Genomic DNA, 23,042 nt, shown 5'->3' on the forward strand with positions numbered 1-23,042 from the left:
CGACCCATGTTACGCTGTCGGTCCGTGTTCCGCCACCCAGGACAGGGCCAGCAGGCGGCAGGCGGAGGCGAGCGGGCGGCGGCCTCGGCCCGCGTCGATATCGGCCAGAAGCTGGGCCTTGCTGAAGCCGCGCGCCGCAGCGATCCGGTCCAGCACGGCCCAGAATTCGGGCTCCAGCGCCACCGAGGTCGCATGGCCGGCCAGCACGACCGAACGTTTGGTCAGGCCGCTCATACTGCGGCAGGCCGCCGGCGCGAGGGGATGATCATGGTGTTGCGCATGGCGGTTCTCCTGTGCGGGCGTAGTTTGTCATACTCGGGCGCAAGACGTGAGCGGCGCTGAAGGGGGGACGATGATATGCGAGCATCGCCCAAGGAGCCTTTCATGAGTCGCCCGCTTACAATCTTCGCCATCCTGACCTGCGCCCTGATCTGGGGCACGACCTGGTTCGCCATCACCCTGCAGTTGGGCGTGGTGGATCCGATCGTGTCCATCGTCTGGCGGTTCGGGCTGGCGGCGGTCGTCCTGTTCGGCTTCTGCGCCGTGACGCGCCGACCGCTGCGGCTGACGCGCGCCCAGCATTTGGCCGCCGTGGGGCAGGGCGCCTTCGTCTTCGCCGTCAGCTACGGCTTCGTCTATGCGGCGGAAGTGCGGGTGGCCTCGGCGGTCGTGGCGGTCATCTTCGCGGCTCTGGCCTTCGTCAATCTCGTGCTGTTCCGGTTGCTGGAAGGCCAGAAGGCGGCCGTCGGCGCCTGGCAGGGGGCGATTCTGGGGATCTTCGGCGTAGCGGTCCTGTCGTTCGGGCAACTGTCGGGAGCCGGCGCATCGGCCGGGGCCGCGCCGGCCCTGGGGATCGTCTTCGCCCTGATCGCCGTCGTCGCCTCGGCCTTCGGCAACTGGTTCGCCTGGCGAGGGCAACAGGCCGGGGCGCCGGTGATGGCGGCCACCGCCTGGGCCATGGCCTATGGCACGGCCATGCTGGCGCTCTATGGATTTGCGACCGGGGTGGAATGGCGGATCGAACCGACCTCGGCCTATGTCCTGTCCCTGTTGCACCTGTCGTTGTTCGGGTCGGTCATCGCCTTCGGCCTGTATTTCACTTTGGCGCGACAGCGGGGCTTCGCCCTGGCCAGCTATATCTCGGCCCTCACGCCGCCGATCGCCGTGATCATGTCGGTGCTGTTCGAGGGGGCCCATGTCGGGGTGACCATGTTGGTCGGCCTGGCTTTGGTGCTGGCGGGACAGGTCTTGTTGATCCGGGCGCCGAAGGCGGCCTAGGCGCGTTCAGTCTTGCTGCGTCTCGGCGTCCGATTTCCGAGGGTTCAATTTCTGGCCGTCCAACAGGCGGTTCGCTCGCGTCTGCTCTATTTGAAGGGCCGTCTTCTGTTCCTTGGTGCGGCCATAGGCGGCGCGGTTTGCGGCGGCCTTGGCCCTGTCCTCGGCTTTGGCGCGCGCCTTGCGCGCCTGATTCAGGTTGATGATCTCGGACATGACTAGGGCTGAAGCGCCGCTGTCTTCGCCTCGGGTTCCTTGAGCTTGAGGGCTTCGGGAATCTGATCGGCGGGCAGGTCGGAAGCGGGGATGAAGGCGGGCGTCGATGGGGCCAGGTCCAAGTGGGTCCAACCGTCGGCGGACCGCCCCCGTGCGCGGCCCAGGTCAAACAGGGCCGACATGGTCTTCTGGTCGAACTTCAGGCTGGACGCCTCGACATTGTCCGGAATGGCGGCCAGCGACAGGCTCATGCCGTTACGCTGGGCGAAGGCCGCCGTCGTGGCCAGATGCGTGCGCAGCGAGGCCTTGCTCATACTGTCGTAGCTGCGCATCAGGATGGCGGTCAGCCGACCCGGCGTGACGCCTTCATTGCGCCCGACCTGGCCGTTGACCACCACATAGAGGGCCCCGCCGCCGGGCTGGTTCGGGCCGCGGGTCCACAGCGAAAGGTTCTCGGGAATGGCCAGGAAGGGGCTGTTGATCCCGCCGTCCGCGTGCATCTCCATCACTACGGTGAGGTCGGGCTGAAGCCCTGCGATCAGCACGGGAGGAAAGACGCCCGGTATGCTGGCCGAGGCGACCAGCACTTCCTTGAACAGGGCGCGCGAGTTGTCGTCGTTCTGGCTGGCCAGCAGGCCCATGTCCCAGATGACCGTCTCCTCGCTGTCCAGATTGGTCGTGGCGACCAGCAGGCGGCGACCCTTGGCGTGCTCGCGGGCGATGGCCTGCAGCAGGTCCGGGGTGACATTATCCTCGACCAGTTTGCGAAGTGCGCCGGCGCTGAACAGGCTGGGGTAGAGGAAGATCGCCAGGCTTCGCCAACTCAACAGGTTGCTGGCGCCGCCGCCGGTATAGGCCTGACCCAGTTGGGCGTCCCATTCCGAACCGGCGAAGGCGAAGGGAGCGGCCAAGGCGCCCGTACTGACGCCCGTGACCATGTCGAAAACCGGCCGATCGCCGCGCTCGGTCCAGCCGACAAGAACGCCGGCGCCATAGGCCCCGTTTGCGCCGCCTCCGGAAAGGGCCAGAACCGAGAAGGGCTGGGCCTTTGAGAGTCGCGCCCCGACCTCTTCGGTCAGGGCCTCCAGACGAGCGGCGTCATTGGCCCGGATACGGGGGTCCTGGGCCGGAACCAGGGCGCCGTCGGCGAGGCGCAGGGGGCCGACGGGACGATCCAGGGTGCCGCATGACGCCACCGACAGGGCCATGACGACGGCGAGAAGGCTCGAACAGATCCGTCTCATTCGATGCCTTCTCCGCCGATGCTTGGCTGTAACCATACCCCCCGCGTGGAAGGTTTGTCATCACCGGATGACGACAGTCTCAAGCGCTGCGGTTTGAAACCCCGCCTCCCGATGAACGTTCGAACAGGCAAGGCAACCTAACCGAAGGACAATCACCATGGTCGACGCCACGCTTCTCAAGGAACATCTCGAAGTCGTCGGTTCGGACGGCGGACATGTCGGTCGGATCGACCATGTGCTCGGCGATCAGATCGAACTGGCGAAACTGGATCTTGCCGGCGGCTTCAAGCACCACATGATCCCGGTCAGCTGGGTCGAAAGGGTGGACGACAAGCACGTGCACCTGAGCCTGACGAAGGATGACGCCAAGTCGCGCTGGACCGAGAAGCCGAACTAGGCCTGCAGGTTTCCGCGAATTAATGAAGGCCCCGCTGTCGCCGGCGGGGCCTTCGGCCTATCTGGAGGACAGTGTTCTCGGAGGGACGCGATGATCCGGCTGATCCTGAATATCCTGTGGTTCTTCTTTGGCGGCTGGCTGTCGGGCCTGCTGTGGCTGCTGGGCGGCGCGATCCTGGCTCTGACTGTCGTCGGTTTGCCCTGGAGTTTCGCGGCGTGGCGGATCGCCAGCTATTCCTTCTGGCCGTTCGGGCGGGAAGTGGTTTGGCGTGAGCCGGATGCGACGGCACTGGGGGCGGGCTGTTTCGGTATCGGCCTGAACGTCATCTGGTTCGTGGTCGCCGGCTGGTACATCGCATTGACGCACGTGCTGATCGCGGTCGCGGAGGCCATCACGATTATCGGCATTCCCTTCGCCCTGAAGGATCTCGAACTGGCCAAGCTGGCCCTGGCTCCCATAGGCCGGACGATCCGCGATAAGCCCTAAAAGGGCTCAAGCCTGGGGCGGGTCCGGTTTTGCTGGTTCGCGCGGTCGAGCAGGCTTTACGCCGGTCTCGGCGACGATACGCCATGATCTCTGGCGTTCGATGAAGACCCGGTTGAGGATGTCGGTCATAGGTCTGCTCCCGCCGTTCAAGTCGCGGCAACTCTAGCGTGCTTTTGCGTTTGGCGTGATCAGAAGCCAGTGAACAGCCGGTCGAGGGCGCGGCGAATATTATCCTCATGAGCGGCGAGGGAGCCGACGCGGCGCTTCAGATTTCGCCTCGCCATCGCCGCGAGCTCGCTCACGACTAGAACCAGGTTTTCACCGGCGAGATCGACCTCGACCTCAAGCGATCCGACGGTCGCTTGGCTGTCGTTCACCAACGGGGCGACCACGGCGTCATCGAAGCCGAGAACCAGATGCGAAGACAGGACAACCAGATACGGCGCGAATCGACGGGCCTCTGGCGACGGATTTTCGAAGACGTCGAACTGCCTCACAGCCACGAGGGGCGAATATAGTCCGATAGCAGCCCGCGTTCGCGGATGCGGCGATTGTGATCCTCGATGGCCTCGGCGTTCTCCTCGGCCCAGCGTTTCGAACGCGCTTCGGCCCCGGCGGGATCGACCTTCTGCAGGTGGATCCGCAGGGCGCGTTCATCCATATCGGCGATGGAAATGCCCAACGCCTTCGCCTGTTCGACCAGTTCCGGATCGATGCCAATGTTCAGTTCGACCTTGCCCATACGCCCAGCCTAACGCGAAACGGGGACCGCGCCAAACCGGCCGGTCCCCGTCAAGGTCTTCAGGATTCTGCCTGCCCTCAGCCCGGCGAGATCATCTTTTCGGGACGCACCGCCTCGTCGAACTCGGCGTCGGTCAGATAGCCGCCGCCGACGGCTTCCTCGCGCAGGGTGGTGCCGTTCTTGTGCGCGGTCTTGGCGATCTTGGCGCACAGGTCATAGCCCAGCTTGCCGTTCAGGGCCGTGACCAGCATCAGCGAGTTGTTCAGGCCGCGGGCGATATTGTCCTCCCGGGCCTCGATGCCGACGACGCAGTTGTCGGTGAAGCTGATGGCCGCGTCGGCGACCAGGCGGACCGACTGCAGGAAGTTGTAGGCCATGACCGGGTTGTAGACGTTCAGCTCGAAATGCCCCTGCGAGCCGGCGAACGTCAGGGCGGCGTTGTTGCCGAACACCTGGACGCAGACCTGGGTCAGGGCCTCGCACTGGGTCGGGTTGACCTTGCCCGGCATGATCGACGAGCCGGGCTCGTTCTCCGGCAGGGCCAGCTCGCCCAGGCCCGAGCGCGGGCCGGAGCCCAGGAAGCGGATATCGTTGGCGATCTTGAACAGCGAGGCGGCGACCGTGTTGATCGCGCCGTGGCTGAAGACCATGGCGTCGTGGGCGGCCAGGGCCTCGAACTTGTTCGGCGCGGTGGTGAAGGCCAGGCCGGTGATCTCGGCGATCTGGGCCGCGACCTTTTCCGCGAAACCGATGGGGGCGTTCAGGCCGGTGCCGACGGCGGTGCCGCCCTGGGCCAGTTCCATCAGCTTGGGCAGGGTCTGTTCGATCCGCTCGATGCCGTTGGCGACCTGCTGGGCATAGCCGCCGAACTCCTGGCCCAGGGTCAGGGGGGTGGCGTCCTGGGTGTGGGTGCGGCCGATCTTGATGATGTGGGCCCAGGCCTTGGCCTTGGCGTCCAGGGCGGCGTGCAGATGCTTCAGGGCCGGGATCAGGTCGTTGACCACCTGTTCCGCACAGGCCACGTGCATGGCGGTCGGATAGGTGTCGTTCGACGACTGGCTCATGTTGACGTGATCGTTGGGGTGGACCGGCTTCTTGGAGCCCATCTCGCCGCCCAGGATCTCGATGGCGCGGTTCGAGATCACCTCATTGGCGTTCATGTTCGACTGGGTGCCCGAACCCGTCTGCCAGACGACCAGGGGGAAGTGGTCGTTCAGCCTGCCTTCGATGACTTCATTGGCGGCCTTGACGATGGCGTCGGCCAGGGCCGGGTCCAGCTTGCCCAGGTCGCGGTTGGTCTCCGCGGCGGCGCGCTTGACGATGCCCAGGGCGCGCACAACCGGCAGGGGCTGCTTCTCCCAGCCGATCTTGAAGTTCCCCAGCGACCGCTGCGCCTGGGCGCCCCAGTAGCGATCAGCGGCGACCTCGATGGGGCCGAAGGTGTCGGTTTCAATCCGAGTGTTGGGGCGAACGTCGCTCATGGTTCAGGCTTCCGGCGTGGCTTTGCGTTGCGGCGGGTTTAGCACCTGCGCCGCATGGGGCAAGGCGGCGCGGATGCGGCCTTGGCATTGATGTGCTATATAGCCAGAACTCTAGCCAGAAGGGTCTGGGCCATGGAAATCGGCGTCTTTGAAGCCCGCAATCGGTTCTCGGAACTGATCGACGCCGCCGAGCGCGGCGAAGAGGTGATCGTGTTGAAGCGCGGCCGCCCCGTGGTGCGGATGGTGCCGGCGCTTCCTGCCGGAGATGTCGCCGCCCGCCGCGTTAAGGCGTTGGACGACCTTGCCTCTCTGCGGCAGCGCACGGTGCAGGAGATGGGGCGGCCTTTCACTCATGCCGAACTGATCGAATCCAGGGACGCCGGCAAGCGCTGATGCTGGTCATCGACAGTTCCTTTCTCATCGCTGTTCTGTTCGAGGAAGAGCATACGGCCTTTGCGGTCGACCAGTTGAATCAGGGCATGGCGGATGGGGTGACCGCGCCTGGCCTGCTACGGTGGGAAGTCGCCAATGTGCTTCGCAACAAGGTGATGCGGAAGGTGACCACGACTGAGGAAGCCGTGGCTCGGCTCAATGCGCTGAACGCGTTGTCGATCTGCTACCCGGAGCGGGAGGCCTCGCCGGAAGCTCTGCTCGTTCTGTCCGTGGATACCGGCCTGACGGCTTATGACGCTGCCTATTTTGAGTTGGCCAAGCGGTTGGGTGCACCGCTGGCGACGCTTGATGTCGCGATGGCGCGGGCTGCGCGTGCGGCGGGCCTCGTGGTCCAGGCGCCCTTCGCATGACCGCCGGCTGGATCGGGACGGGCAAGGTCCGGGCGCGGGAGGACGGCGAGGCGGTTGAGATTGTCATTGAGGGCCTGACCACCCAGGCCAAATACTACAAGCCCCTGGTCTATGAGTTCATGCGCAAGGAATGGGCGTCACGACCGTCCTGGGGCGATCATGTCGTGGAAATCCGCATGGAGCACGTCGGCGAGCCGCCATGGATGGACCTCGACAACCTGGCCAAGGCGCTGCTGGATTCCATCAAGGGCTATCTGTTCCACGACGACAGTCAGGTCGCCCGCCTGCTGGTTGAGCGCCATGAAGGCGAGCGGGAGCGGATCACGATCCGTTCGTATCCCCGGAGGGCCTGAACCTCAGGGTCGGCAGCAATATTTGCATGGTGGCCCCGATTGCGGTCTGGGGCTCGGAAGCGGGCGTCAGATCCTCGGCCTGTTCGCGGGCGGCGACGCAGGCGGTTGTAGCGCGGGACAGGGCGATGAAGTCCGGCGCGCTCTTCAGCCCGTCCAGCACGCATTCGTCGAAATAGGGATAGGTCGCATCGGCGGCGCAGCCGAACGACGACCGGTCGCGGCGGGCGGCGGTCATCACCATGCGATTGGGCGCCTTCAATCCATCGACGAAGATTCCGGAGAAGCAGGCCGACAGGACGACCACCGTCGGGCGTTCGCCGCAGATCCGGCGCAGGATCGGAATCAGGCGTTCCGGCTCCAGGGTGGCCTCTGGGCCGAAGACCAGCCCTTCGGGTGAGCCGTGCGAGGTGACGTAGAACAGGCAGCCGCGCGGCGCCCGTTGCGCCGCCTCGGCGAAAAGACGCAGGCTGTCTTCTGCTTCGACCGGGTTGGCGACGTCGGGGCGCAGGCTGACGCTGACCATGGCGTCAGGGTCGAATCCGGCGCGCTGGAAAGCGGTCGTCAGGTCGCGCTGAGCGTTGTCGAAGGCGGCGATGGGGCGGCCGTCGCCGTCGCGCCAGTCGGCGGCGATGACGGCCGAGGCCCAGCCGTCGAAACGGCTTTGGGCATGGGCGGCGCAGCCCACGACCATAAGGCCCAGCACCGAGAGCGCCGCTATAAACCGAACCATCGTCTATCTCCGCCTTGGGCCGCCGGAGCTTATCGCGAGGGCGCGAGGAGGGAAGGGCCTACTTCTTCCGGAACTGGTCCAGCGACACGACCTTGGGGCCGTCCGAGCCGGGCGTCGGATCCTCGGGTGGCGCTTCCTCGACAGCCTCGACGATCTCGGGTTCGTCGAACTGAAGCAGGAACTGGACGCTGGGGTCGTAGAAGCGGGTGACGGCCGAATAGGGCATGGCCAGGGTGCGCGGCACGCCGCCGAACCGCAGCTTGACCGAGAAACGATCCGCCTCGACCTGCAGGTCTTCATACTGGTGCTGCAGCACCACCGTCATCTCGTCCGGGTATTTGGCCAGCATGTCCGGTGGAATGCTGACGCCGGCGGCGCGGGTCTTGAAAGTGATGTAGAAGTGGTGCGCGCCGGGCAGGCCTTCGGCCAGAACATGTTCGAGCGCAGAACGGATCACGCCGCGCAGCGCTTCATGCGCCAGCCGCTCGTACTGCATCTCGTCGACCGGAGGGGTCTGGTCGGTCATCGTCACCTCGCAATTGAGCGCGACTGATAGCGGCGCAGGCGCGCGCGCGAAAGATGCGAAAGAGGTAAACGCACAGGATATGAAGGATTAAGCGCCGGGATTCTGTTGCCAGGCTCCCGACAGGCCCCGCCCAAGGATCTGAACCCCTAGGACTTAAGATTCGAAATCACCCGAACCGCATTACGCGGCGAGAGCGACTTCTCCAGCGAAGTTATCGTTCGCAGTTAGAAAATGGCCCGATACGGTGGGCCAGGACGAGCGAAAGCAATCCTCTTTACACGTCCGTCGATGCTAGTCGGCCCCATGACGCCTCCGCCGATAACGCGGGGAAGAGAATGGTGGAGCCGCCGGGAATCGCACCCGGGTCCGGTCCGCTTATTACAAGCGCGTTTATCGCTATAGTCCGGCCGAAACCGGACGAGGCCAATATAGGCGCTGCGCGGACGCTTTCCAAGCGCCGCGTGCGCTTCAGACCCGCGTCCAGTCGGGGGTCTGGTTCCTGAACCAGGTCAGTTGGCGTTTGGCGTAGTTCCGGGTCGCCTGTTTCAGGGCGTCGATCGCTTCATCCCGACTGATTTCTCCAGCCAGATGGGCCGCCAGTTCGCGCACCCCGACCGCCTTCATGGCGGGCAGAGCCGGGGCAAGCTCCAGGGCCGCAAGTGCGCGAACCTCATCGAGCGCGCCGTTCTCCATCATCAGATCCACACGCCGGTCGCAGTTGGCGTAGAGGGCGCCCCGGTCGGGTTCGATGACAAGCCCTGTCCACGACCCCGACGCGAGCAGCGGGCGTGTATCCGCCTTCCAGTCGCTCAGGGCGCGTCCGCTGGCCGAATGGACGCTCATGGCTCGGATCAACCGCTGGCGGTCGCCGTGCTCGATGGTCCGGGCGGCGTTGGCGTCGTGCTCGGCCAAACGGGCGCGGAAGGCGACTTCGCCACATGCCGCATAGTCCGCCTCCACCGTGTCGCGCACGTCCTGAGGCACAGGCGGAATGTCCGCCAGCCCACGCGTCAGGGCGTTGAAATACAGGCCGGTGCCGCCGACGAGTATCGCCGGCCGGCCTTCGGCGTGCGCAGCGTCCAACAGATCCAGGGCCGCACGGCTCCATTTGCCGACCGACCAAGCCTCCGCCGCGTCGGCGACGCCGTACAGGCGGTGATCGGCTTGCGCCTCTTCTTCCAGCGATGGGCGGGCGGTGAGGATGCGGAGGTCGGCGTAAAGCTGCTGACTGTCCGCGTTGATGATCACGGCGCCGGTCTCGCGCGCCATCTTCAACGCCAGGGCCGATTTGCCGGAGGCGGTGGGACCGGCGATCAGGGTGACTAATGACGGCTGGGACAAATCGAGGCTCGCGGGCGGCATATATGGGCGATAGAACGCGCCCCCTATCGCCTGCAAGTCTTCTGGAGACCGTCTTGGTCGAACGTTCCGCCGTCATCGCCGCCCTAGACGCTGTCACAGATCCGGTTTCCGGGCAGGGGCTGGTCGCTTCCGGCCTCGTTCAAGGGCTGGTGGTCGCTGATGATCGGGCCGGTTTTGCGCTGGAGGTTGATCGCAGTCTGGTCGCAACCTATGCGCCGGTTCGTGACGCCGCCGAAGCCGCACTGAAGGCGATTCCCGGCATGGACCGGGTGTCGGTGATCCTGACGGCCGAGGCTAAACCGGGGCTCGGCAAGCCGGCGCAGCGCACGGCTGGTCTTTCGAAGGCCGCCGTGGATCAGGGACGCGCCAAGGCGCCGGTCGCCACTGACCGACCGGCCCATGTTCGTCGTGTTCTGGCGGTCGCCAGCGGCAAGGGCGGGGTGGGCAAGTCCACAGTAGCGGTGAACCTGGCTGTAGCGCTGGCGGCGCGCGGTCTGTCGGTCGGGATTCTGGACGCTGATGTCTATGGCCCGTCGCTGCCGACCATGCTGGGGATCAGCGGCCAACCCGCCTATGAGGACGGCGCCATTGTTCCGCACGTCGCCCATGGAATGAAGGCCATGTCGGTCGGCCTGCTGACCAAGATGGACGACGCCATGATCTGGCGCGGGCCGATGGCGTCGCAGGCGATCACCCAAATGCTGACTCAGACCCGGTGGGGCACGGCCGAGGCGCCGCTGGACGTGCTGGTGGTTGATCTGCCCCCCGGCACCGGCGACGTGCAACTGACCTTGATCCAGAAGACGCCGCTGGACGGCGCCGTCATCGTCTCGACGCCCCAGGAAGTGGCCCTGGCGGATGCGCGGCGGGCGCACACCCTGTTCCAGCGGGTCAATGTACCGACGCTGGGTCTGATCGAGAATATGAGCGGAGCCGTCTTCGGTCAGGGCGGAGCCAAGGCCGAGGCCGAGCGTCTGTCCATCCCGTTCCTGGGCGATCTGCCTTTGGACGCCGCATTGAGAGCGGGGGGCGACGCCGGTGTTCCGACGGTCGCCGCCGATCCGTCGGGGGACATCGCCGCCCGGTTCACTATCGTCGCTGACCGTATCGCGGCTGCGTTGGGGCTTTAGAAAATATTCCCACGGCGGGGGTTTTCAAACGCAACCCTATTCGCCACCTAGGGTCTTACCGATACCCAAGGAGATCCGATGAGCGTCGACGCCCTGTTCCGCCCCTTCACCGTCAAGGGGCTGACCCTGCCCAACCGAATCGTCATGGCTCCCATGACGCGTTCCTTCTCGCCCAACGGAATCCCGACCTCGGACGTCGCAGGCTATTATCGCCGCCGGGCCGAAGGCGGCGTGGGGCTGATCGTGACCGAGGGCACGGTGGTGGAGCGGCCCGCCGCCCGCAACGACGCCAATGTTCCGGTCTTCCACGGCGAGGCCCTGCCGCAATGGAAGACGGTGGTGGACGAGGTTCATGCTGCGGGCGGTCTGATCGCGCCGCAAATCTGGCACGTCGGTTCTGCGCGCGGCCAGGGTGAGACCTGGGCGCCCTTGGGCAAGGTGGACAGCCCGTCCGGTCTTACGGCGCCTGGCAAGGCTAAGTACGAACCCATGACCGAAGAGGATGTGGCCGACACCATCGCCGCCTTCGGTCGTTCGGCGCGTGCGGCGCGGGAGTTGGGCTTTGACGCCGTCGAAATCCACGGCGCCCATGGCTATCTGATCGACCAGTTCTTCTGGGGCGGCGTCAATGTGCGCGAGGACCGCTGGGGCGGCCCGACCATCGCCGACCGCGCCCGGTTCGGCGCCGAGGTGGTCAAGGCGGTGCGCGAAGGCGTGGGCGACGATATCCCCGTCATCCTGCGTCTGTCGCAGTGGAAGCAGCAGGACTTCACCGCCCGGATCGCCGAGACGCCGGAGCAGATGGTCGAATGGCTGACGCCGCTGTCAGACGCCGGCGTCGATGTCTTCCACTGCTCGCAGCGCCGCTTCTGGGAGCCCGAGTTCGAGGGCTCGGACCTGAACTTCGCCGGCTGGACCAAGAAGCTGATGAACAAGCCGACCATCACCGTCGGCTCGGTCGGCCTGGACGGCGAGTTCATTGCGGCGTTCGGCGGTGAGGGCTCCAAGCCCGCCTCGTTGGATGGCCTGGTGCGCCGACTGGAGAATGAAGAATTCGATCTTGTCGCCGTCGGCCGCGCTCTGCTGGCCGACCCCCAGTGGGTTCATAAGATCCGCGATGGCCGTTCGGACGAATTGCGCAACTTCGAGCGCGCAGACCTGATGACCCTGTCCTGATCCGATGAAATCGAGCCGGTCCGGTCTCTGTAGAGGTCAGGCCGGCTCGACGATCACGGCCGTGCCGTAGCACAGCACCTCGGTCACGCCGGGCATGATTTCGGTCGCGTCGTAGCGGACCGCCAGGATGGCGTTGGCGCCGTGGGCCTCGGCGTGTTTGAGCAGTTCGTCATAGGCTTCCTGACGTCCGGCCTCCGCCAGCTTCACATAGGCGCCGACCCGGCCGCCCAGCATCGATTGGACCCCGCCGATTGCGTCGGAGATGGCGTTGCGTGAGCGCACCGTCACGCCGCGCACCAGGCCAATATGGCGGGTGACGCGGAAGCCGGGCAGGTCGTTGGTGGTGGTGACGTACATCGACTTCTCCTAGCGGCGTTCCAGCACCCGGAAGGTGAAGGCGTGATCGTCCTTCTCGCCCGCCGGATGGGATTCCGAGGATACCTCGACCCAGGCCGTTTCGTCGAATGCGGGGAAGACGGCGTCGCCCTCGGGAGAGGCCTCGACCTCGGTGATGTAGAGGCGTTTGGCGCGCGGCAGGACGGCTTCGAACACGGCGGTCCCGCCGATAACGCAGATCTCGTCCACGCCGTCCTCTTCGGCCGTTTCGCGCCCGATCTCGATGGCCTCGTCCAGGGTGGCGCAGACCAGGGCGCCCTTGGACATGCCGTCGGCCTCGTAGGACTCGTCCTTGGTCAGCACCAGGTTCAGACGGCCGGGCAGGGGCTTCAGCGGCAGGCTTTCCCAGGTCTTGCGGCCCATCAGGCAGGGCTTGCCCACGGTGATGGCCTTGAATCGTTGCAGGTCGCTGCGCAGCCGCCAGGGCAGATCGCCGTCACGGCCGATGACGCCGTTGCGGCCTCGCGCGACGACCAGGGAAATCAGGGGAATGCTCATGGCGTGTCTTCCGTCTGGGGTTCAAGCCACTTCAACCACTTGCGCCGCATGGCCGTTTCAAGGTCGATCCCCGCGCTTGCACAATAGATCAGCAGCATGCCTAAAACATCGGCCGCTTCGTCGCCTAGGGCGTCGGGGTTCGGTGTTCCGCGGGCTCGACCTGACAAACGCAGATGCTCGGCCGTCAGTTCACCCAGCTCTTCCTGAAGTTTCAGTAGCGCCCAGTCGCGGTCGCGGTCGATGTTGTGGGCTTCGGCGTAGATGTCGGAGATGCGCAGGACAGACTCCTGCAGCGAAGTGAGGTCCATCAGACGGCCACTGCCGCCTTTATGTGCGGCCAAGCCTCGTAACCCTCAAGTGTGAAGTCCGACAGTTCGAAGGCGAACAGGTCGGTCTTGGGCGCGATGTGCATGACGGGCAGCGCCAGCGGCTCGCGCGTCAGCTGGAGCTCGGCCTGTTCCAGGTGGTTCAGATACAGGTGGGCGTCGCCGAAAGTGTGGATGAAGTCGCCGGGCTCCAGCCCGACCACCTGGGCCAGCATCATGGTCAGCAGGGCGTAGGAGGCGATGTTGAACGGCACGCCCAGGAAGACGTCGGCGCTGCGCTGGTACAGCTGGCAGCTCAGCTTGCCGTCGGCGACGAAGAACTGGAACAGGCAGTGACAGGGCGGCAGGGCCATGTCGTCGACGTCGGCCGGGTTCCAGGCCGTGACGATGTGGCGGCGGCTGTTGGGGTTGGTCTTCAGGCCGTGGACCAGTTTCTCGATCTGGTCGATGACCCGGCCGTCAGGCGCGGTCCAGGACCGCCACTGCTTGCCATAGACCGGGCCCAGCTCGCCCTCGGCGTCGGCCCATTCATCCCAGATGCGGACGCCGTTGTCCTTCAGCCAGCCGATATTGGTTTCGCCGCGCAGGAACCACAGCAGTTCGACGATGATCGAGCGCAGGTGCAGTTTCTTGGTCGTCAGGACCGGGAAGCCCTTGGACAGGTCGAACCGCATCTGACGGCCGAAGACGCCCAGGGTCCCGGTGCCGGTGCGGTCGTCGCGTTGCACGCCATTATCCAGAATGTCGCGCAGCAGGTTCAGATACTGCCGCTCCGGATGATCGGCGGCGGCCGTGGCGGTTCGGGCCTGAAGTTCGATGGTGGCGACCTGAGCGTTCATGCCGAGAGCTTGCCTCAGATTGGGTGATTCGAAACGCGGAACCCGCGGCAGCGCGGACGGCGTCCACAGAAAACGAATCAATCCGCTTTCGACGGGACTCCGTCAGGCCTCTAGCAGGGGAAGCAGCAGGGGGTGGGCCAGGACGGGCGCCGCCAGACGCACCACGGCCTGAGGATCCTCCAGCCGAACCGCCGCCGTGGCGTCGGCGATGATGAAATCGGCGTGGGTGCGCGACGGCTCGGTCAGGCGTTCGTGGCCGGGTCGCACGGTGGCGAGATACTGGGCCACGACCGAATCCGCCGACCGGCCGCGTTCGGACTGGTCGCGCAGCAGGCGGCGGATGAACCGGATGTCGGCGGGGGTGTCGACGAAGACCCGGATGTCGAACAGGGCGGTCAAGTCGGGGGTGCACAGCACGTGAGTGCCCTCGACGATCACCACCTCGGCCGCATGGATCGGTTCGCCGCCGGGTTCGCGTCCGTGGTGGATGAAGGAATAGACGGGCGCGGTCACCGAACGACCGGCCTTCAGTTCCTTCAGGTCGGCGATCATCAGGGCGTGGTCGCGGGCGGCCACATCGTCGAAATCAAAGGTCGCAGCGTTGAAACCGGGCAGGCTGGCGGCGTCCCTATAGTAGGCGTCCTCGCGCACCAGTACGGCCTTGCCCTCAGGCAGGGCTGAGACCAACGCCTCCGCCAGAGTACTCTTGCCGGAGCCGGAGCCCCCCGTAATCGCGATCAATATGGCCATGGACCGCCTTCTAGGGCGCCGGATAGCCAAGCGCCACGGGGGACGATCTGCCGCGCGAGATCAAGCGACAGCACGTTGCTTATCACTGATAACCAATGATAGCGTCTCTCCAAGCGTTGCAGCCAAGCAGACGCGCCAAGGAACAGGGAAGACGCATGACGCTGGGCTTGATGCAGGATTGGCCGCTGACGGTCGACAAGATCATCGACCATGCCAAAAATTGGCATGGTGACCGTGAGGTCGTGACGCGGTCGGTCGAAGGACCCATAGTCCGCACCACCTATGGCCGGATCCACGACCGCGCCAAACGGGTGTCCAATGCCTTGAAGGCGTGGGGAATCCAGCCGGGAGATCGTGTCGCCACCCTGGCCTGGAACACTGATCGCCATATCGAGACCTGGTACGGCGTCATGGGCATGGGCGCCGTCTGCCACACCCTGAATCCTCGCCTGTTTCCCGAGCAGCTGGTCTACATCATCAACCACGCCGAGGACCGGGTCATCTTCACCGACCTGACCTTCGTGCCGTTGCTGGAAGCCATCCTGCCGCACATTCCCAAGGTGGAGCGGGTCATCATCATGACCGACGACGCCCATATGCCGCAGACCCGCCTGCCACGCGCGGAATCCTACGATCGGATCGTGGCGGAGCAATCCGCCGACGTCGAGTGGGGCGCGTTCGACGAGAACACGGCGTGCGGCCTTTGCTACACGTCCGGCACGACGGGCAATCCGAAGGGGGTGCTGTACTCGCACCGCTCAAACTTCCTGCACACCTTCATGGCGCTCCAGTCCTCGGTGGTCGGCGGCAAGACCAGCGACGTCATCCTGCCTGTCGTGCCCATGTTCCACGCCAACGCCTGGGGCATCGCCTTCGTCGGCCCCGCATCGGGTTGCAAACTGGTGATGCCGGGCGCCCGGATGGACGGCGAGGCCCTTTACGAGCTGCTGGAAACCGAAGGCGTCACCTTCTCCGCCGCCGTGCCGACGGTCTGGCAGGGACTGCTGGCGCATATGCGGCAGAACGGCCTCAAACTCTCGACCGTCAAGCGGGTGCTGATCGGTGGTTCGGCCGTACCCGAAAGCCTGATCCGCGCCTTCCATGATGACTATGGCATCGAGGTGCTTCAGGGCTGGGGCATGACCGAGACCTCGCCCATCGGCACCCTGTCGAACATGACGCCCGAGACGGCGGCCCTGCCGTTCGAAGAACAGCTGAAGTATCGCACCAAACAGGGCACGCCGCCGCTGGGGATCGAGCTGACGCTGAAGGACGACGCCGGCCGTGAGTTGCCGCATGACGGCGCCACCTTCGGCCATCTGATGGTCAAGGGGCCGACCGTGGCCCGTGGCTATTTCCGCGAGGAAGGCTCGATTCTGGACGCCGGCGGCTTCTTCGACACGGGCGACGTGGCGACGGTGGACGACCTGGGCTTCATGCAGATCACCGACCGGTCCAAGGACGTGATCAAGTCCGGCGGCGAATGGATCAGCTCCATCGAGATCGAGAACATCGCCGTGGGCCACCCCAAGGTCGAACTGGCCGCCGTTATCGGCGCGGCACACGCCAAATGGGACGAACGGCCGGTTCTGTTGGTCAAGCTGAAGGCCGGCGAGGCGCTGGACAAGCAGGAGCATCTCGACTTCCTGCATGGCAAGATCGCCAAATGGTGGATGCCGGACGACGTGGTGGCTGTGGATGAAATTCCCCTGGGCGCCACGGGGAAGATCGACAAGAAGCTTCTGCGCGAGCGGATGAAGGACTACCGTTTGCCCGAAATTCAGCCCGCCTGATTCCATGGAGCGCCGATGCCGTCGATCAAGCCCGTTCCCGCCCTGATCCCCTGGCTGACGGCGCTGACGGCGGCGCCGATGGTGCTGGTGGTTGCGGCGATGGCGGCGACGCTGTTCGGCGGGGTGGACCGGGCGATCACCTATGATCTGCTGACCTGGACGGTGGCGCGGGGCCTGGCCTGGGTCGGATGTGTCGTTGCTCTGATCGTGGCGGTTCTGACGCTCAGGGATTTGGGGCGGCATTGGATCTACGCCGCGATCGCCATAGTCTTGGCCGGCGCGACCCTGGGCGTCTTCTTGTATCAGGGCCTACGCTTGGCCGAACCGACGCCGCGCGACATCAGCACCCATGTCGCCGAACCACCGGCCTATAGGCGTTTGGCGGATCTACACCCTGGCGTCTCGGCCGTGACAGGGCCGGAGACCTGCCCTGCCGCGCGCTCGATCCCGACCCAAGTGCTGGCGCAACAGGCGGTCTCGGCCCTGGTCGACGCCGGCTTCCCTGTGGTTCGCGCCGCAACCTTCGAGGTGGAAGGGGTTCATGAAGGCGCATGGTTCGGCTTCGCATATGACGCCGTGATCCGCATCCGGCCCGGCCGCACAGACATTCGCGTCGCTGCGCGCGATCCCCGACCCGACGGCGGCGCGACCTGTCGCCTGATGGGCAAGATCGTCGCCGCGCTGGAAGAGGAAGTTCGTTAGGCGGGACGGAATTCGGCGTGGAGTCCAGGTTCGCCGGCGACCGTCGCCGCGCCGTCTTCCACCAGCTTGATCAAGTGAGCGAGGACTGACAGCGACGCCGCCGGCCAAAGCCGTTGGTCCACCGCGGCATACAGGGCCGGGACCATTTGTGCGGCTGTGCGGTCGCCGGCCATAAGCCGTTGCCTCACCTGGTCCTCCCGCTCCAGCCGGTGCGCCCGATAGGCCGCCAGGAAGGGCGCAGGATCCGTCACGGGTGCACCGTGCGTCGGCCATAGGGTTGCGAAATCCCGGCCGATCACGGCGTCCAGGCTGGCCATATAGTCCCGCATGTTTCCGTCCGGCGGCGCGACGACGCTGGTCGCCCAACCCATGACATGATCGCCGCTGAACAGGGCGTTTTCCTCTTTCAGAGCGAACGCCATGTGGTTCGAGGCGTGGCCAGGCGTGAAAACCGCCTCCATCGTCCAGCCGTCCCCTCCGATCAACTCGCCGCCCGTCAGCACGACATCGGGCGCGAAGTCGGCGTCCTCGTCTTCGTCCAAGGCGCCTGAGGCGTGGGTTTCGCGCGTCGGCGGTCGCGCCGCCAGGATCCTAGCGCCTGTTCGCTCTGCGAAGGGGTGGGCGAGGGGGGCGTGATCGCGATGGGTGTGGGTCACCAGAACATGACTGACCGTCCGCCCTTCAACAGCCGCTAGCAGGGCGCTGAGATGCGAATCGTCGAGTGGTCCGGGATCGACTACCGCGACGGACGCCCCCGTTCCTGGCCGACCCACGACGTAGGTCCCCGTTCCCGTGAAGGTGAAGGGCCCCGGATTGTCGGCGATCACCCGCTGTACGAGCGGGGACACCTGGTCCCGGCGTCCATAGGCGAAGTCGAAATCACGCACGAAAGGAATCACTGTCGCTCGCTCCACTGGCCTGCGCCTTGCCTTAACGCCTAGGTAACCTCTGTTGGAGCGCCGGTCATGGCCCGTTCTATCACCTTCGCTGTCTCAAATCGGCTCCAGCCCGTCGTCGCAGCCGTGATCTGTCTCATGGCGGCGCAACTGGTTGCGGCCTCCTGCACGCCGGAGCCCGCGCCGTACGCGAGCCGGGTCGCGGTGGAGCGATAATAGCCTACTGACGTCGAACGCGAACGGCGCGACTGTTTCCGATCGTCAACATATAGCTGCCGAGAGACGCCCGGCGAACGCGGACATTTTCGCCTGCGCGGTTTCTGAACCGAACGTCGCCTGAGTCGATCTGTCGCCACTCAGACTTGTCCGCCAATCTGAATATCCATTTGCCTTCACTGGAAATGGTGGCGGCCGCCAGTGTTGTTTCGATCGAATCCAACGCCGGTTCCTGATCCAGGTTTGGTCGGCCGGCGAACGGATTGACGATCTCAAATCCAAACAACTGCCGATTCGTCTCCCGGACCTGCGCCCGGTCGAGCACGACCACTTCCCCCGTCCGTTCGGCCGCGTCCAAGGCAGCCACAGCTCTGTCAAAACAAGCCAGTCGAGCAGCGTCCGTCGTGATCGAGCGGCAACGGGCGACTTCGTCGAGGCTGCTTGCGCGATCCTGATAACCTGCAGCGAAAACGCTTCCGCTAAAGCAGAGCGTGATCGTGAAATACGCCGAAAAAGCCATAATCTGTCGCATCTAACGGCCCTCAATACCCGGCAAGTCGGAAAAATTTCTCCACTGACGGCGCTATGTCCAGCGGATTTTGCACTTCTGCACCGTCGGTGTCCATGGCGTGGCTGATTTGCGACAGTCCTGCCACAATGGGGTGGCCAATATGCAATTGTCATGGCGGTCCAGTGAAATGCGGGTCAACACTTTGTTGTTCGTGTCACGTCGGAAACGGAGTGGGGCGAAAAACAATGTCTTCGTGCCGTGGGGCCGATGCGACCTGAACCTTGGAGGGTTATCAACGTGAGAGCACAGAACCAGCGTAGGCGTCTTTTGGCGTCGACCATGATCGCGGGCTTCGCCGCTATTGGCATGGCGGCCCCCGCAATGGCTCAATCGACCGAGGACGAGAGCGCCACCGTTTCAGAGATCGTCGTCACGGGTTCGCGCATTCGTCAGGCCAACCTTGTCACGACCAGCCCGGTGACACAGGTCACGGCTGAGGACGTCCGCGAGTCGGGCGTCAGCCGCGTTGAAGACCTGGTCACCCAACTGCCCCAGGCTTTCGCCGCGCAAAACTCGACCGTGTCCAACGGCGCCACGGGCACCGCAACGGTTTCGCTGCGCAACCTCGGTTCGACCCGCACCCTGGTGCTGATCGACGGCAAGCGCATGCCGTATGGTTCGCCGCTGGATGCGGCGGCCGACCTCAACCAAATCCCGGCCCAACTGGTCGAGCGTGTCGAAGTCCTGACCGGCGGCGCCTCGGCCGTTTATGGTTCGGATGCTATCGCAGGCGTCGTCAACTTCATCATGAAGAAGGATTTCGAGGGTCTCGAAATCACCGCCCAGTATGGCCAATATCTGCACCACAACGACTATGACGGTCCTGGCAACCTTCGCTCGGTGATCGAGGGACGGGCCGCGACCAACCCGGCGCAGTACCAAATGCCCGACGACGACGTTCAGACCGGCTTCAGCCGCGAGATCACCGCCATCATGGGCGTAAGCTCGCCTGACGGTAAGGGCAACATCACGGCCTATGCCGGCTATCGCAAAAACAACAAGGTTCTCGGCCGCGACTACGATTACGCGGCCTGCTCGCTCGGCGGGCAGAATACGGCGGGTGACAGCTTCACCTGCGGCGGTTCCGGTACTTCGTATCCGGGTCAGTTCACCGACTTCGCCAACTACGCCTATACGCTGGACGCCAACAATGACTTCGTCCCGTATGTGGCCGCGCGTGACGCCTATAACTTCGGCCCGCTGAACTACTACCAACGCCCCGACGAGCGTTACAACCTGGGCGCCTTCGCGCACTATCAGGTCAACGACAAGATCGAGGCCTTCGCCCAGCTGATGTTCAACGACTATCAGTCGGTGGCTCAGATTGCGCCGTCGGGCAACTTCGGCAACACCGCCACGATCAACTGCGACAACCCGCTGATGTCGACCCAACAGCGGGGCCTGATCTGCGAAAGCGATCTGGTCGCCGACATCATCGACGATCCGGACACCACCGACAATGAGGTCCAGGACTTCATCGACGGCGTGATCGCCGGCGGCGGCACGTCGGCCCAGGCCTTGGCTCAGATCGCGGCGGCGGCCGGGGTGCAATCCTGCACCGGAACCGGAGATGATCTGATTGATCCTTGCCCGCTGTACATCCTGCGACGCAACGTCGAGGGCGGTGGTCGTCAATCGCACCTGAACTATGAGTCCTATCGCGGCGTCATCGGGATTCGTGGCGAGCTGGACGCCGCCTGGAGCTATGAGGTTTCGGCCCAGTACTCCAAGGTCCGGCTGGCCCAGATCTATCGCAACGAGTTCTCGGTCTCCCGTCTGACGCGCGCCCTCGACGTTATCGATGTCGATGGCGTTGCTACCTGTCGGTCGGCCGCGTCGCTCGCTCAAGGGGGTACAGGCACAGACCCGAACTGCGTGCCCTACAACCTCTTCCGTCGCGATGGCGTGACCCAGGAGGCCCTGGACTATGTGCAGGTGCCGCTGGTCATGTCCGGCTATACCGAGCAGCAGGTCGTGACGGCCTCGGTCACCGGCGATCTGACCGACAAGGGCCTTGTTTCGCCCTGGGCTGAAAGCGGCCTGAAGCTGGCCTTGGGCATGGAATACCGTCGTGACGCCCTGGATCTGACAACCGACGTGACCTACTCGACCGGCGACGGCGCGGGTCAAGGCGGCGCCACCATCGGCCTTGGCGGCGCGAACTCGACCTACGACCTGTTCGGCGAATTCCAACTGCCGATCGTCGAAGGCTTGCCTTTCGCCGAGTCCATCACGTTGGACGGCGCCTATCGCGCCTCTGACTATGCGCTGGGCGGCAAGACCGACACCTGGAAGCTGGGCCTCGACTATGCCCCAGTTTCGGATATCCGGTTCCGCGCCAGCTATCAGCAAGCGACGCGTGCGCCGAACGTCATCGATCTGTTCACCGCGCAGGGCTTCAATCTGTTCGACCTGGATGACGATCCCTGCGACTTCACTGACCCGGGCGAAGATGGCACCGCTTCGTCGAGCGCCTGTATCGGTTCGAACCCCTGGCAAGTCACATCCGCTCAGGCGAACAATGGCTTCCTCACCAGCCCCGCCGGCCAGTACAACTACCTGCAAGGCGGCAACCCCGAACTGAACCCCGAAGACTCCGAGACGACGACCTTCGGTATCGTCTTCACGCCCAGCTTCCTGCCGGGCTTCAACATGTCGGTTGACTATTTCGACATCGAGATCACCAATCTGATCTCGTCGATCGGCGCCGCCAACACGCTGAACGCCTGCTACACGGGCGGTCTGCAACAGGCGTGCGAGCTGATCCAGCGGAATGCCAACGGCTCGCTGTGGTCCGGCGACGGCGTGGTGGTCGATCTGAACACCAACATCGGGGGCCTAAAGACCTCGGGCATCGACCTTAACGCCGGCTACAACATCGACCTCGCCGACTTCGGCGCGGCCAGCTTCGGCACGCTCGGTTTCTCCTTCACCGGCACCTGGCTGGAAAGCCTGGAGACCGACACCGGCCTGGGCTTCGCCAACTCGGTGTTCGATTGCGCCGGCAAGTTCGGCAACACCTGCGCCGCCAACGGCATCGCCGCCTCGCCCGAATGGCGTCACCGCGCCTCGGTGTCCTGGGGCACGCCGTGGGATGGTGTGAATCTGGGCGCCACGTGGCGCTACATTTCCGCGGTCGATATCGACTCCGGCTCCACGACCCGTCTGGACAGCACTCTGGAAGAGCAGCACTACCTCGATCTCAACGGGTCGTGGCAGCTGCAGGACAACGTCACCCTGCGTGGCGGCGTCAACAATGTGCTCGATAACGATCCGCCGCTGTCCTACTCGGTCGGCACCACGGGGAATAACAACACCTATCCGCAAGTCTATGATGCGATGGGCCGTTACGCCTTCATCAGCGTGACCGCGAGCTTCTAAGCCCGCATATTCACCACTAGAGTTTGGGCGGCGGACCTTCGGGTTCGCCGCCCTTCTTTTTTTGCGCCGTAGAAAAACCATTCGGGTGCTCAAGCGTTACGGTGCATTGAGACCGGGCCGGGGGGCTCAAGATCAAGGATGCCGATGTTAAAGACCGCCGCTGCGCTCGCCGCCACCGTCACGCTCATGTCGGGGCTGGCTCCTGCCTTCGCCCAGGACCAGGACCAGGACGGACCGATCGTCACCGGCGTGCGGAGCGCTGAAACCGCTGACGCGCTGAAGGTGCGCGAGGCGATCGCCTATGCGAATCCGCTGCCGCGCGGCGCGCCGACGCAGGATTATCCGCTGGTGGCCTGGTGCGATGCGCTGGTGACGGGGCATGCGGATCTGGGGGAGACCCTGACCGATCATACGCCGGAGGACGTCGAACTGGTGCGTCTGGGCCGTCTGGAGGCGCAGGACTTCCGCAGCGCCCTGGCGGCGGCCGAGCCGCGTCAAACGGCGGAGGCCAAGGCTGCCGCGCAGCAGGCCGCGGCTTCCGCCAAGGCCCAGTGGGCGCCGCTGCTGGCCAGCGAGGACGAGGCGGCGCGGAGCCAGTCGTTCGGGCTGTTCTATGGTCTGCCGGGGCGGTGCGAGCATGCCGCCCGGCGTATTCGGAACAACATCACGACGCCGCCGGCGACCCCGGCCGAAGTCGGGCTGGAGGCGGCTGCGCCCGCCAACTGATCGGCCAGACGATGGACTATGGAACGG

29 protein-coding genes and 1 other RNA gene are annotated in these 23,042 nt (G+C 65.0%); 12 read left to right on the forward strand and 18 right to left on the reverse strand.

Features of this window, described 5'->3' with window-relative positions:
* Window positions 1-9: 9 nt before the first annotated feature.
* On the reverse strand, window positions 10-234 hold the full coding sequence (locus OU998_RS09245; protein WP_267513090.1) for a ribbon-helix-helix domain-containing protein: 225 nt from the start codon (window positions 232-234) through the stop codon (window positions 10-12).
* A 150-nt stretch (window positions 235-384) separates the two neighbouring features.
* Between OU998_RS09245 and OU998_RS09250 the strand changes: the two genes are divergently transcribed.
* Entirely contained in the window at window positions 385-1,278 is an 894-nt protein-coding gene (locus OU998_RS09250) for a DMT family transporter (RefSeq protein WP_267513092.1), read from the forward strand.
* Window positions 1,279-1,284: 6 nt separating this feature from the next.
* Here the strand turns inward: OU998_RS09250 and OU998_RS09255 are convergent, their stop codons facing one another.
* Both OU998_RS09255 and OU998_RS09260 read right to left on the reverse strand, forming a co-directional pair.
* Window positions 1,285-1,491 carry a DUF4169 family protein gene (locus OU998_RS09255; protein WP_267513095.1) on the reverse strand — a complete coding sequence of 69 codons (207 nt, stop codon included), beginning with the start codon at window positions 1,489-1,491 and terminating at the stop codon, window positions 1,285-1,287.
* 2 nt (window positions 1,492-1,493) lie between these two features.
* Window positions 1,494-2,735 carry a patatin-like phospholipase family protein gene (locus tag OU998_RS09260; protein ID WP_267513097.1) on the reverse strand — a complete coding sequence of 414 codons (1,242 nt, stop codon included), beginning with the start codon at window positions 2,733-2,735 and terminating at the stop codon, window positions 1,494-1,496.
* A gap of 157 nt (window positions 2,736-2,892) precedes the next feature.
* On the opposite strand from OU998_RS09260, the gene OU998_RS09265 reads away from it, so the two are divergent.
* Both OU998_RS09265 and OU998_RS09270 read left to right on the forward strand, forming a co-directional pair.
* Window positions 2,893-3,132 carry a DUF2171 domain-containing protein gene (locus OU998_RS09265; RefSeq protein WP_267513098.1) on the forward strand — a complete coding sequence of 80 codons (240 nt, stop codon included), beginning with the start codon at window positions 2,893-2,895 and terminating at the stop codon, window positions 3,130-3,132.
* A gap of 90 nt (window positions 3,133-3,222) precedes the next feature.
* Window positions 3,223-3,618, forward strand: coding sequence for a YccF domain-containing protein (locus tag OU998_RS09270; protein WP_267513100.1), 396 nt, complete (start codon window positions 3,223-3,225; stop codon window positions 3,616-3,618).
* Window positions 3,619-3,624: 6 nt separating this feature from the next.
* Here the strand turns inward: OU998_RS09270 and OU998_RS09275 are convergent, their stop codons facing one another.
* From OU998_RS09275 to fumC, 4 genes are all read right to left on the reverse strand, one after another.
* The gene (locus OU998_RS09275; RefSeq protein WP_267513101.1) at window positions 3,625-3,747 is read right to left on the reverse strand and encodes a hypothetical protein; all 123 of its coding nucleotides are present in this window, start codon (window positions 3,745-3,747) and stop codon (window positions 3,625-3,627) included.
* Between the two features lie 59 nt (window positions 3,748-3,806).
* Window positions 3,807-4,121, reverse strand: coding sequence for a CcdB family protein (locus OU998_RS09280; protein WP_267513102.1), 315 nt, complete (start codon window positions 4,119-4,121; stop codon window positions 3,807-3,809).
* On the reverse strand, window positions 4,112-4,360 hold the full coding sequence (locus OU998_RS09285) for a type II toxin-antitoxin system CcdA family antitoxin (RefSeq protein WP_267513103.1): 249 nt from the start codon (window positions 4,358-4,360) through the stop codon (window positions 4,112-4,114). The genes OU998_RS09280 and OU998_RS09285 overlap by 10 nt, the downstream gene beginning before the upstream one ends.
* Before the next feature lie 77 nt (window positions 4,361-4,437).
* A complete protein-coding gene (gene fumC / locus OU998_RS09290; protein WP_267513104.1) occupies window positions 4,438-5,841 on the reverse strand; it encodes a class II fumarate hydratase in 1,404 nt (467 codons plus the stop codon).
* Window positions 5,842-5,973: 132 nt separating this feature from the next.
* Between fumC and OU998_RS09295 the strand changes: the two genes are divergently transcribed.
* From OU998_RS09295 to OU998_RS09305, 3 genes are read left to right on the forward strand one after another with little or no spacing between them, the layout of a single operon-like run.
* Window positions 5,974-6,234, forward strand: a complete 261-nt coding sequence (locus OU998_RS09295; protein ID WP_267513105.1) for a type II toxin-antitoxin system Phd/YefM family antitoxin — start codon at window positions 5,974-5,976, stop codon at window positions 6,232-6,234.
* Window positions 6,234-6,644: a type II toxin-antitoxin system VapC family toxin gene (locus OU998_RS09300; RefSeq protein WP_267513106.1), complete on the forward strand. Its 411-nt coding sequence runs from the start codon at window positions 6,234-6,236 to the stop codon at window positions 6,642-6,644. The genes OU998_RS09295 and OU998_RS09300 overlap by 1 nt, the downstream gene beginning before the upstream one ends.
* Window positions 6,641-6,997, forward strand: coding sequence for a RusA family crossover junction endodeoxyribonuclease (locus OU998_RS09305; RefSeq protein ID WP_267513107.1), 357 nt, complete (start codon window positions 6,641-6,643; stop codon window positions 6,995-6,997). Before OU998_RS09300 ends, OU998_RS09305 begins: the two co-directional genes overlap by 4 nt.
* Here the strand turns inward: OU998_RS09305 and OU998_RS09310 are convergent.
* The 4 genes from OU998_RS09310 to miaA form a co-directional block, all read right to left on the reverse strand.
* The gene (locus OU998_RS09310; protein ID WP_267513108.1) at window positions 6,966-7,727 is read right to left on the reverse strand and encodes a C13 family peptidase; all 762 of its coding nucleotides are present in this window, start codon (window positions 7,725-7,727) and stop codon (window positions 6,966-6,968) included. The genes OU998_RS09305 and OU998_RS09310 overlap by 32 nt on opposite strands.
* Window positions 7,728-7,785: 58 nt before the next feature.
* Complete coding sequence (locus OU998_RS09315; protein WP_267513109.1) at window positions 7,786-8,253, reverse strand: SspB family protein; 468 nt, start codon at window positions 8,251-8,253, stop codon at window positions 7,786-7,788.
* Window positions 8,254-8,343: 90 nt separating this feature from the next.
* Window positions 8,344-8,711, reverse strand: a transfer-messenger RNA (tmRNA) gene (gene ssrA, locus OU998_RS09320).
* 10 nt (window positions 8,712-8,721) lie between these two features.
* A complete protein-coding gene (miaA, locus tag OU998_RS09325; RefSeq protein ID WP_267513110.1) occupies window positions 8,722-9,615 on the reverse strand; it encodes a tRNA (adenosine(37)-N6)-dimethylallyltransferase MiaA in 894 nt (297 codons plus the stop codon).
* Window positions 9,616-9,668: 53 nt separating this feature from the next.
* Between miaA and OU998_RS09330 the strand changes: the two genes are divergently transcribed.
* Together OU998_RS09330 and OU998_RS09335 are read left to right on the forward strand one after the other, a co-directional pair.
* Entirely contained in the window at window positions 9,669-10,745 is a 1,077-nt protein-coding gene (locus OU998_RS09330; RefSeq protein WP_267513111.1) for an Mrp/NBP35 family ATP-binding protein, read from the forward strand.
* Window positions 10,746-10,823: 78 nt separating this feature from the next.
* The gene (locus OU998_RS09335; protein ID WP_267513112.1) at window positions 10,824-11,921 is read left to right on the forward strand and encodes an NADH:flavin oxidoreductase; all 1,098 of its coding nucleotides are present in this window, start codon (window positions 10,824-10,826) and stop codon (window positions 11,919-11,921) included.
* 36 nt (window positions 11,922-11,957) lie between these two features.
* Here the strand turns inward: OU998_RS09335 and OU998_RS09340 are convergent, their stop codons facing one another.
* The 5 genes from OU998_RS09340 to udk form a co-directional block, all read right to left on the reverse strand.
* Window positions 11,958-12,278 carry a YbjQ family protein gene (locus tag OU998_RS09340; protein ID WP_267513113.1) on the reverse strand — a complete coding sequence of 107 codons (321 nt, stop codon included), beginning with the start codon at window positions 12,276-12,278 and terminating at the stop codon, window positions 11,958-11,960.
* A 9-nt stretch (window positions 12,279-12,287) separates the two neighbouring features.
* Window positions 12,288-12,815, reverse strand: a complete 528-nt coding sequence (locus OU998_RS09345) for a dihydrofolate reductase (RefSeq protein WP_267513114.1) — start codon at window positions 12,813-12,815, stop codon at window positions 12,288-12,290.
* Entirely contained in the window at window positions 12,812-13,123 is a 312-nt protein-coding gene (locus OU998_RS09350; protein WP_267513115.1) for a phosphoribosyl-ATP pyrophosphohydrolase, read from the reverse strand. The genes OU998_RS09345 and OU998_RS09350 overlap by 4 nt, the downstream gene beginning before the upstream one ends.
* Window positions 13,123-13,980, reverse strand: a complete 858-nt coding sequence (locus OU998_RS09355) for a thymidylate synthase (protein WP_267513116.1) — start codon at window positions 13,978-13,980, stop codon at window positions 13,123-13,125. The genes OU998_RS09350 and OU998_RS09355 overlap by 1 nt, the downstream gene beginning before the upstream one ends.
* A 102-nt stretch (window positions 13,981-14,082) precedes the next feature.
* Complete coding sequence (gene udk / locus OU998_RS09360; RefSeq protein ID WP_267513117.1) at window positions 14,083-14,730, reverse strand: uridine kinase; 648 nt, start codon at window positions 14,728-14,730, stop codon at window positions 14,083-14,085.
* A 155-nt stretch (window positions 14,731-14,885) separates the two neighbouring features.
* On the opposite strand from udk, the gene OU998_RS09365 reads away from it, so the two are divergent.
* Complete coding sequence (locus tag OU998_RS09365) at window positions 14,886-16,523, forward strand: long-chain-fatty-acid--CoA ligase (protein ID WP_267513118.1); 1,638 nt, start codon at window positions 14,886-14,888, stop codon at window positions 16,521-16,523.
* Between the two features lie 15 nt (window positions 16,524-16,538).
* Window positions 16,539-17,225 carry a DUF1499 domain-containing protein gene (locus OU998_RS09370; RefSeq protein WP_267513119.1) on the forward strand — a complete coding sequence of 229 codons (687 nt, stop codon included), beginning with the start codon at window positions 16,539-16,541 and terminating at the stop codon, window positions 17,223-17,225.
* Here the strand turns inward: OU998_RS09370 and OU998_RS09375 are convergent.
* Together OU998_RS09375 and OU998_RS09385 are read right to left on the reverse strand one after the other, a co-directional pair.
* Window positions 17,222-18,124, reverse strand: a complete 903-nt coding sequence (locus tag OU998_RS09375; RefSeq protein ID WP_267513120.1) for an MBL fold metallo-hydrolase — start codon at window positions 18,122-18,124, stop codon at window positions 17,222-17,224. The two genes, OU998_RS09370 and OU998_RS09375, sit on opposite strands and share 4 nt — an antisense overlap.
* Before the next feature lie 217 nt (window positions 18,125-18,341).
* A complete protein-coding gene (locus OU998_RS09385; RefSeq protein ID WP_267513122.1) occupies window positions 18,342-18,869 on the reverse strand; it encodes a hypothetical protein in 528 nt (175 codons plus the stop codon).
* 318 nt (window positions 18,870-19,187) lie between these two features.
* Here OU998_RS09385 and OU998_RS09390 point away from each other — a divergent pair, with 318 nt between their 5' ends.
* Complete coding sequence (locus OU998_RS09390; protein WP_267513123.1) at window positions 19,188-22,289, forward strand: TonB-dependent receptor domain-containing protein; 3,102 nt, start codon at window positions 19,188-19,190, stop codon at window positions 22,287-22,289.
* 144 nt (window positions 22,290-22,433) lie between these two features.
* Window positions 22,434-23,015, forward strand: a complete 582-nt coding sequence (locus tag OU998_RS09395; protein ID WP_267513124.1) for a hypothetical protein — start codon at window positions 22,434-22,436, stop codon at window positions 23,013-23,015.
* Window positions 23,016-23,042: the final 27 nt, after the last annotated feature.

The sequence above is a fragment of the Brevundimonas sp. SL130 genome (assembly GCF_026625805.1).
GTDB lineage: Bacteria > Pseudomonadota > Alphaproteobacteria > Caulobacterales > Caulobacteraceae > Brevundimonas.

Bases quoted from the DNA above. Each gene is read 5' to 3' on its own strand.
- OU998_RS09245 (WP_267513090.1), bottom strand. From the start codon at position 234: ATGAGCGGCCTGACCAAACGTTCGGTCGTGCTGGCCGGCCATGCGACC.
- OU998_RS09250 (WP_267513092.1), top strand. From the start codon at position 385: ATGAGTCGCCCGCTTACAATCTTCGCCATCCTGACCTGCGCCCTGATC.
- OU998_RS09255 (WP_267513095.1), bottom strand. From the start codon at position 1,491: ATGTCCGAGATCATCAACCTGAATCAGGCGCGCAAGGCGCGCGCCAAA.
- OU998_RS09260 (WP_267513097.1), bottom strand. From the start codon at position 2,735: ATGAGACGGATCTGTTCGAGCCTTCTCGCCGTCGTCATGGCCCTGTCG.
- OU998_RS09265 (WP_267513098.1), top strand. From the start codon at position 2,893: ATGGTCGACGCCACGCTTCTCAAGGAACATCTCGAAGTCGTCGGTTCG.
- OU998_RS09270 (WP_267513100.1), top strand. From the start codon at position 3,223: ATGATCCGGCTGATCCTGAATATCCTGTGGTTCTTCTTTGGCGGCTGG.
- OU998_RS09275 (WP_267513101.1), bottom strand. From the start codon at position 3,747: ATGACCGACATCCTCAACCGGGTCTTCATCGAACGCCAGAGATCATGG.
- OU998_RS09285 (WP_267513103.1), bottom strand. From the start codon at position 4,360: ATGGGCAAGGTCGAACTGAACATTGGCATCGATCCGGAACTGGTCGAA.
- fumC (WP_267513104.1), bottom strand. From the start codon at position 5,841: ATGAGCGACGTTCGCCCCAACACTCGGATTGAAACCGACACCTTCGGC.
- OU998_RS09295 (WP_267513105.1), top strand. From the start codon at position 5,974: ATGGAAATCGGCGTCTTTGAAGCCCGCAATCGGTTCTCGGAACTGATC.
- OU998_RS09300 (WP_267513106.1), top strand. From the start codon at position 6,234: ATGCTGGTCATCGACAGTTCCTTTCTCATCGCTGTTCTGTTCGAGGAA.
- OU998_RS09305 (WP_267513107.1), top strand. From the start codon at position 6,641: ATGACCGCCGGCTGGATCGGGACGGGCAAGGTCCGGGCGCGGGAGGAC.
- OU998_RS09310 (WP_267513108.1), bottom strand. From the start codon at position 7,727: ATGGTTCGGTTTATAGCGGCGCTCTCGGTGCTGGGCCTTATGGTCGTG.
- OU998_RS09315 (WP_267513109.1), bottom strand. From the start codon at position 8,253: ATGACCGACCAGACCCCTCCGGTCGACGAGATGCAGTACGAGCGGCTG.
- miaA (WP_267513110.1), bottom strand. From the start codon at position 9,615: ATGCCGCCCGCGAGCCTCGATTTGTCCCAGCCGTCATTAGTCACCCTG.
- OU998_RS09335 (WP_267513112.1), top strand. From the start codon at position 10,824: ATGAGCGTCGACGCCCTGTTCCGCCCCTTCACCGTCAAGGGGCTGACC.
- OU998_RS09340 (WP_267513113.1), bottom strand. From the start codon at position 12,278: ATGTACGTCACCACCACCAACGACCTGCCCGGCTTCCGCGTCACCCGC.
- OU998_RS09345 (WP_267513114.1), bottom strand. From the start codon at position 12,815: ATGAGCATTCCCCTGATTTCCCTGGTCGTCGCGCGAGGCCGCAACGGC.
- OU998_RS09350 (WP_267513115.1), bottom strand. From the start codon at position 13,123: ATGGACCTCACTTCGCTGCAGGAGTCTGTCCTGCGCATCTCCGACATC.
- OU998_RS09355 (WP_267513116.1), bottom strand. From the start codon at position 13,980: ATGAACGCTCAGGTCGCCACCATCGAACTTCAGGCCCGAACCGCCACG.
- udk (WP_267513117.1), bottom strand. From the start codon at position 14,730: ATGGCCATATTGATCGCGATTACGGGGGGCTCCGGCTCCGGCAAGAGT.
- OU998_RS09365 (WP_267513118.1), top strand. From the start codon at position 14,886: ATGACGCTGGGCTTGATGCAGGATTGGCCGCTGACGGTCGACAAGATC.
- OU998_RS09370 (WP_267513119.1), top strand. From the start codon at position 16,539: ATGCCGTCGATCAAGCCCGTTCCCGCCCTGATCCCCTGGCTGACGGCG.
- OU998_RS09385 (WP_267513122.1), bottom strand. From the start codon at position 18,869: ATGCGACAGATTATGGCTTTTTCGGCGTATTTCACGATCACGCTCTGC.
- OU998_RS09390 (WP_267513123.1), top strand. From the start codon at position 19,188: ATGATCGCGGGCTTCGCCGCTATTGGCATGGCGGCCCCCGCAATGGCT.
- OU998_RS09395 (WP_267513124.1), top strand. From the start codon at position 22,434: ATGTTAAAGACCGCCGCTGCGCTCGCCGCCACCGTCACGCTCATGTCG.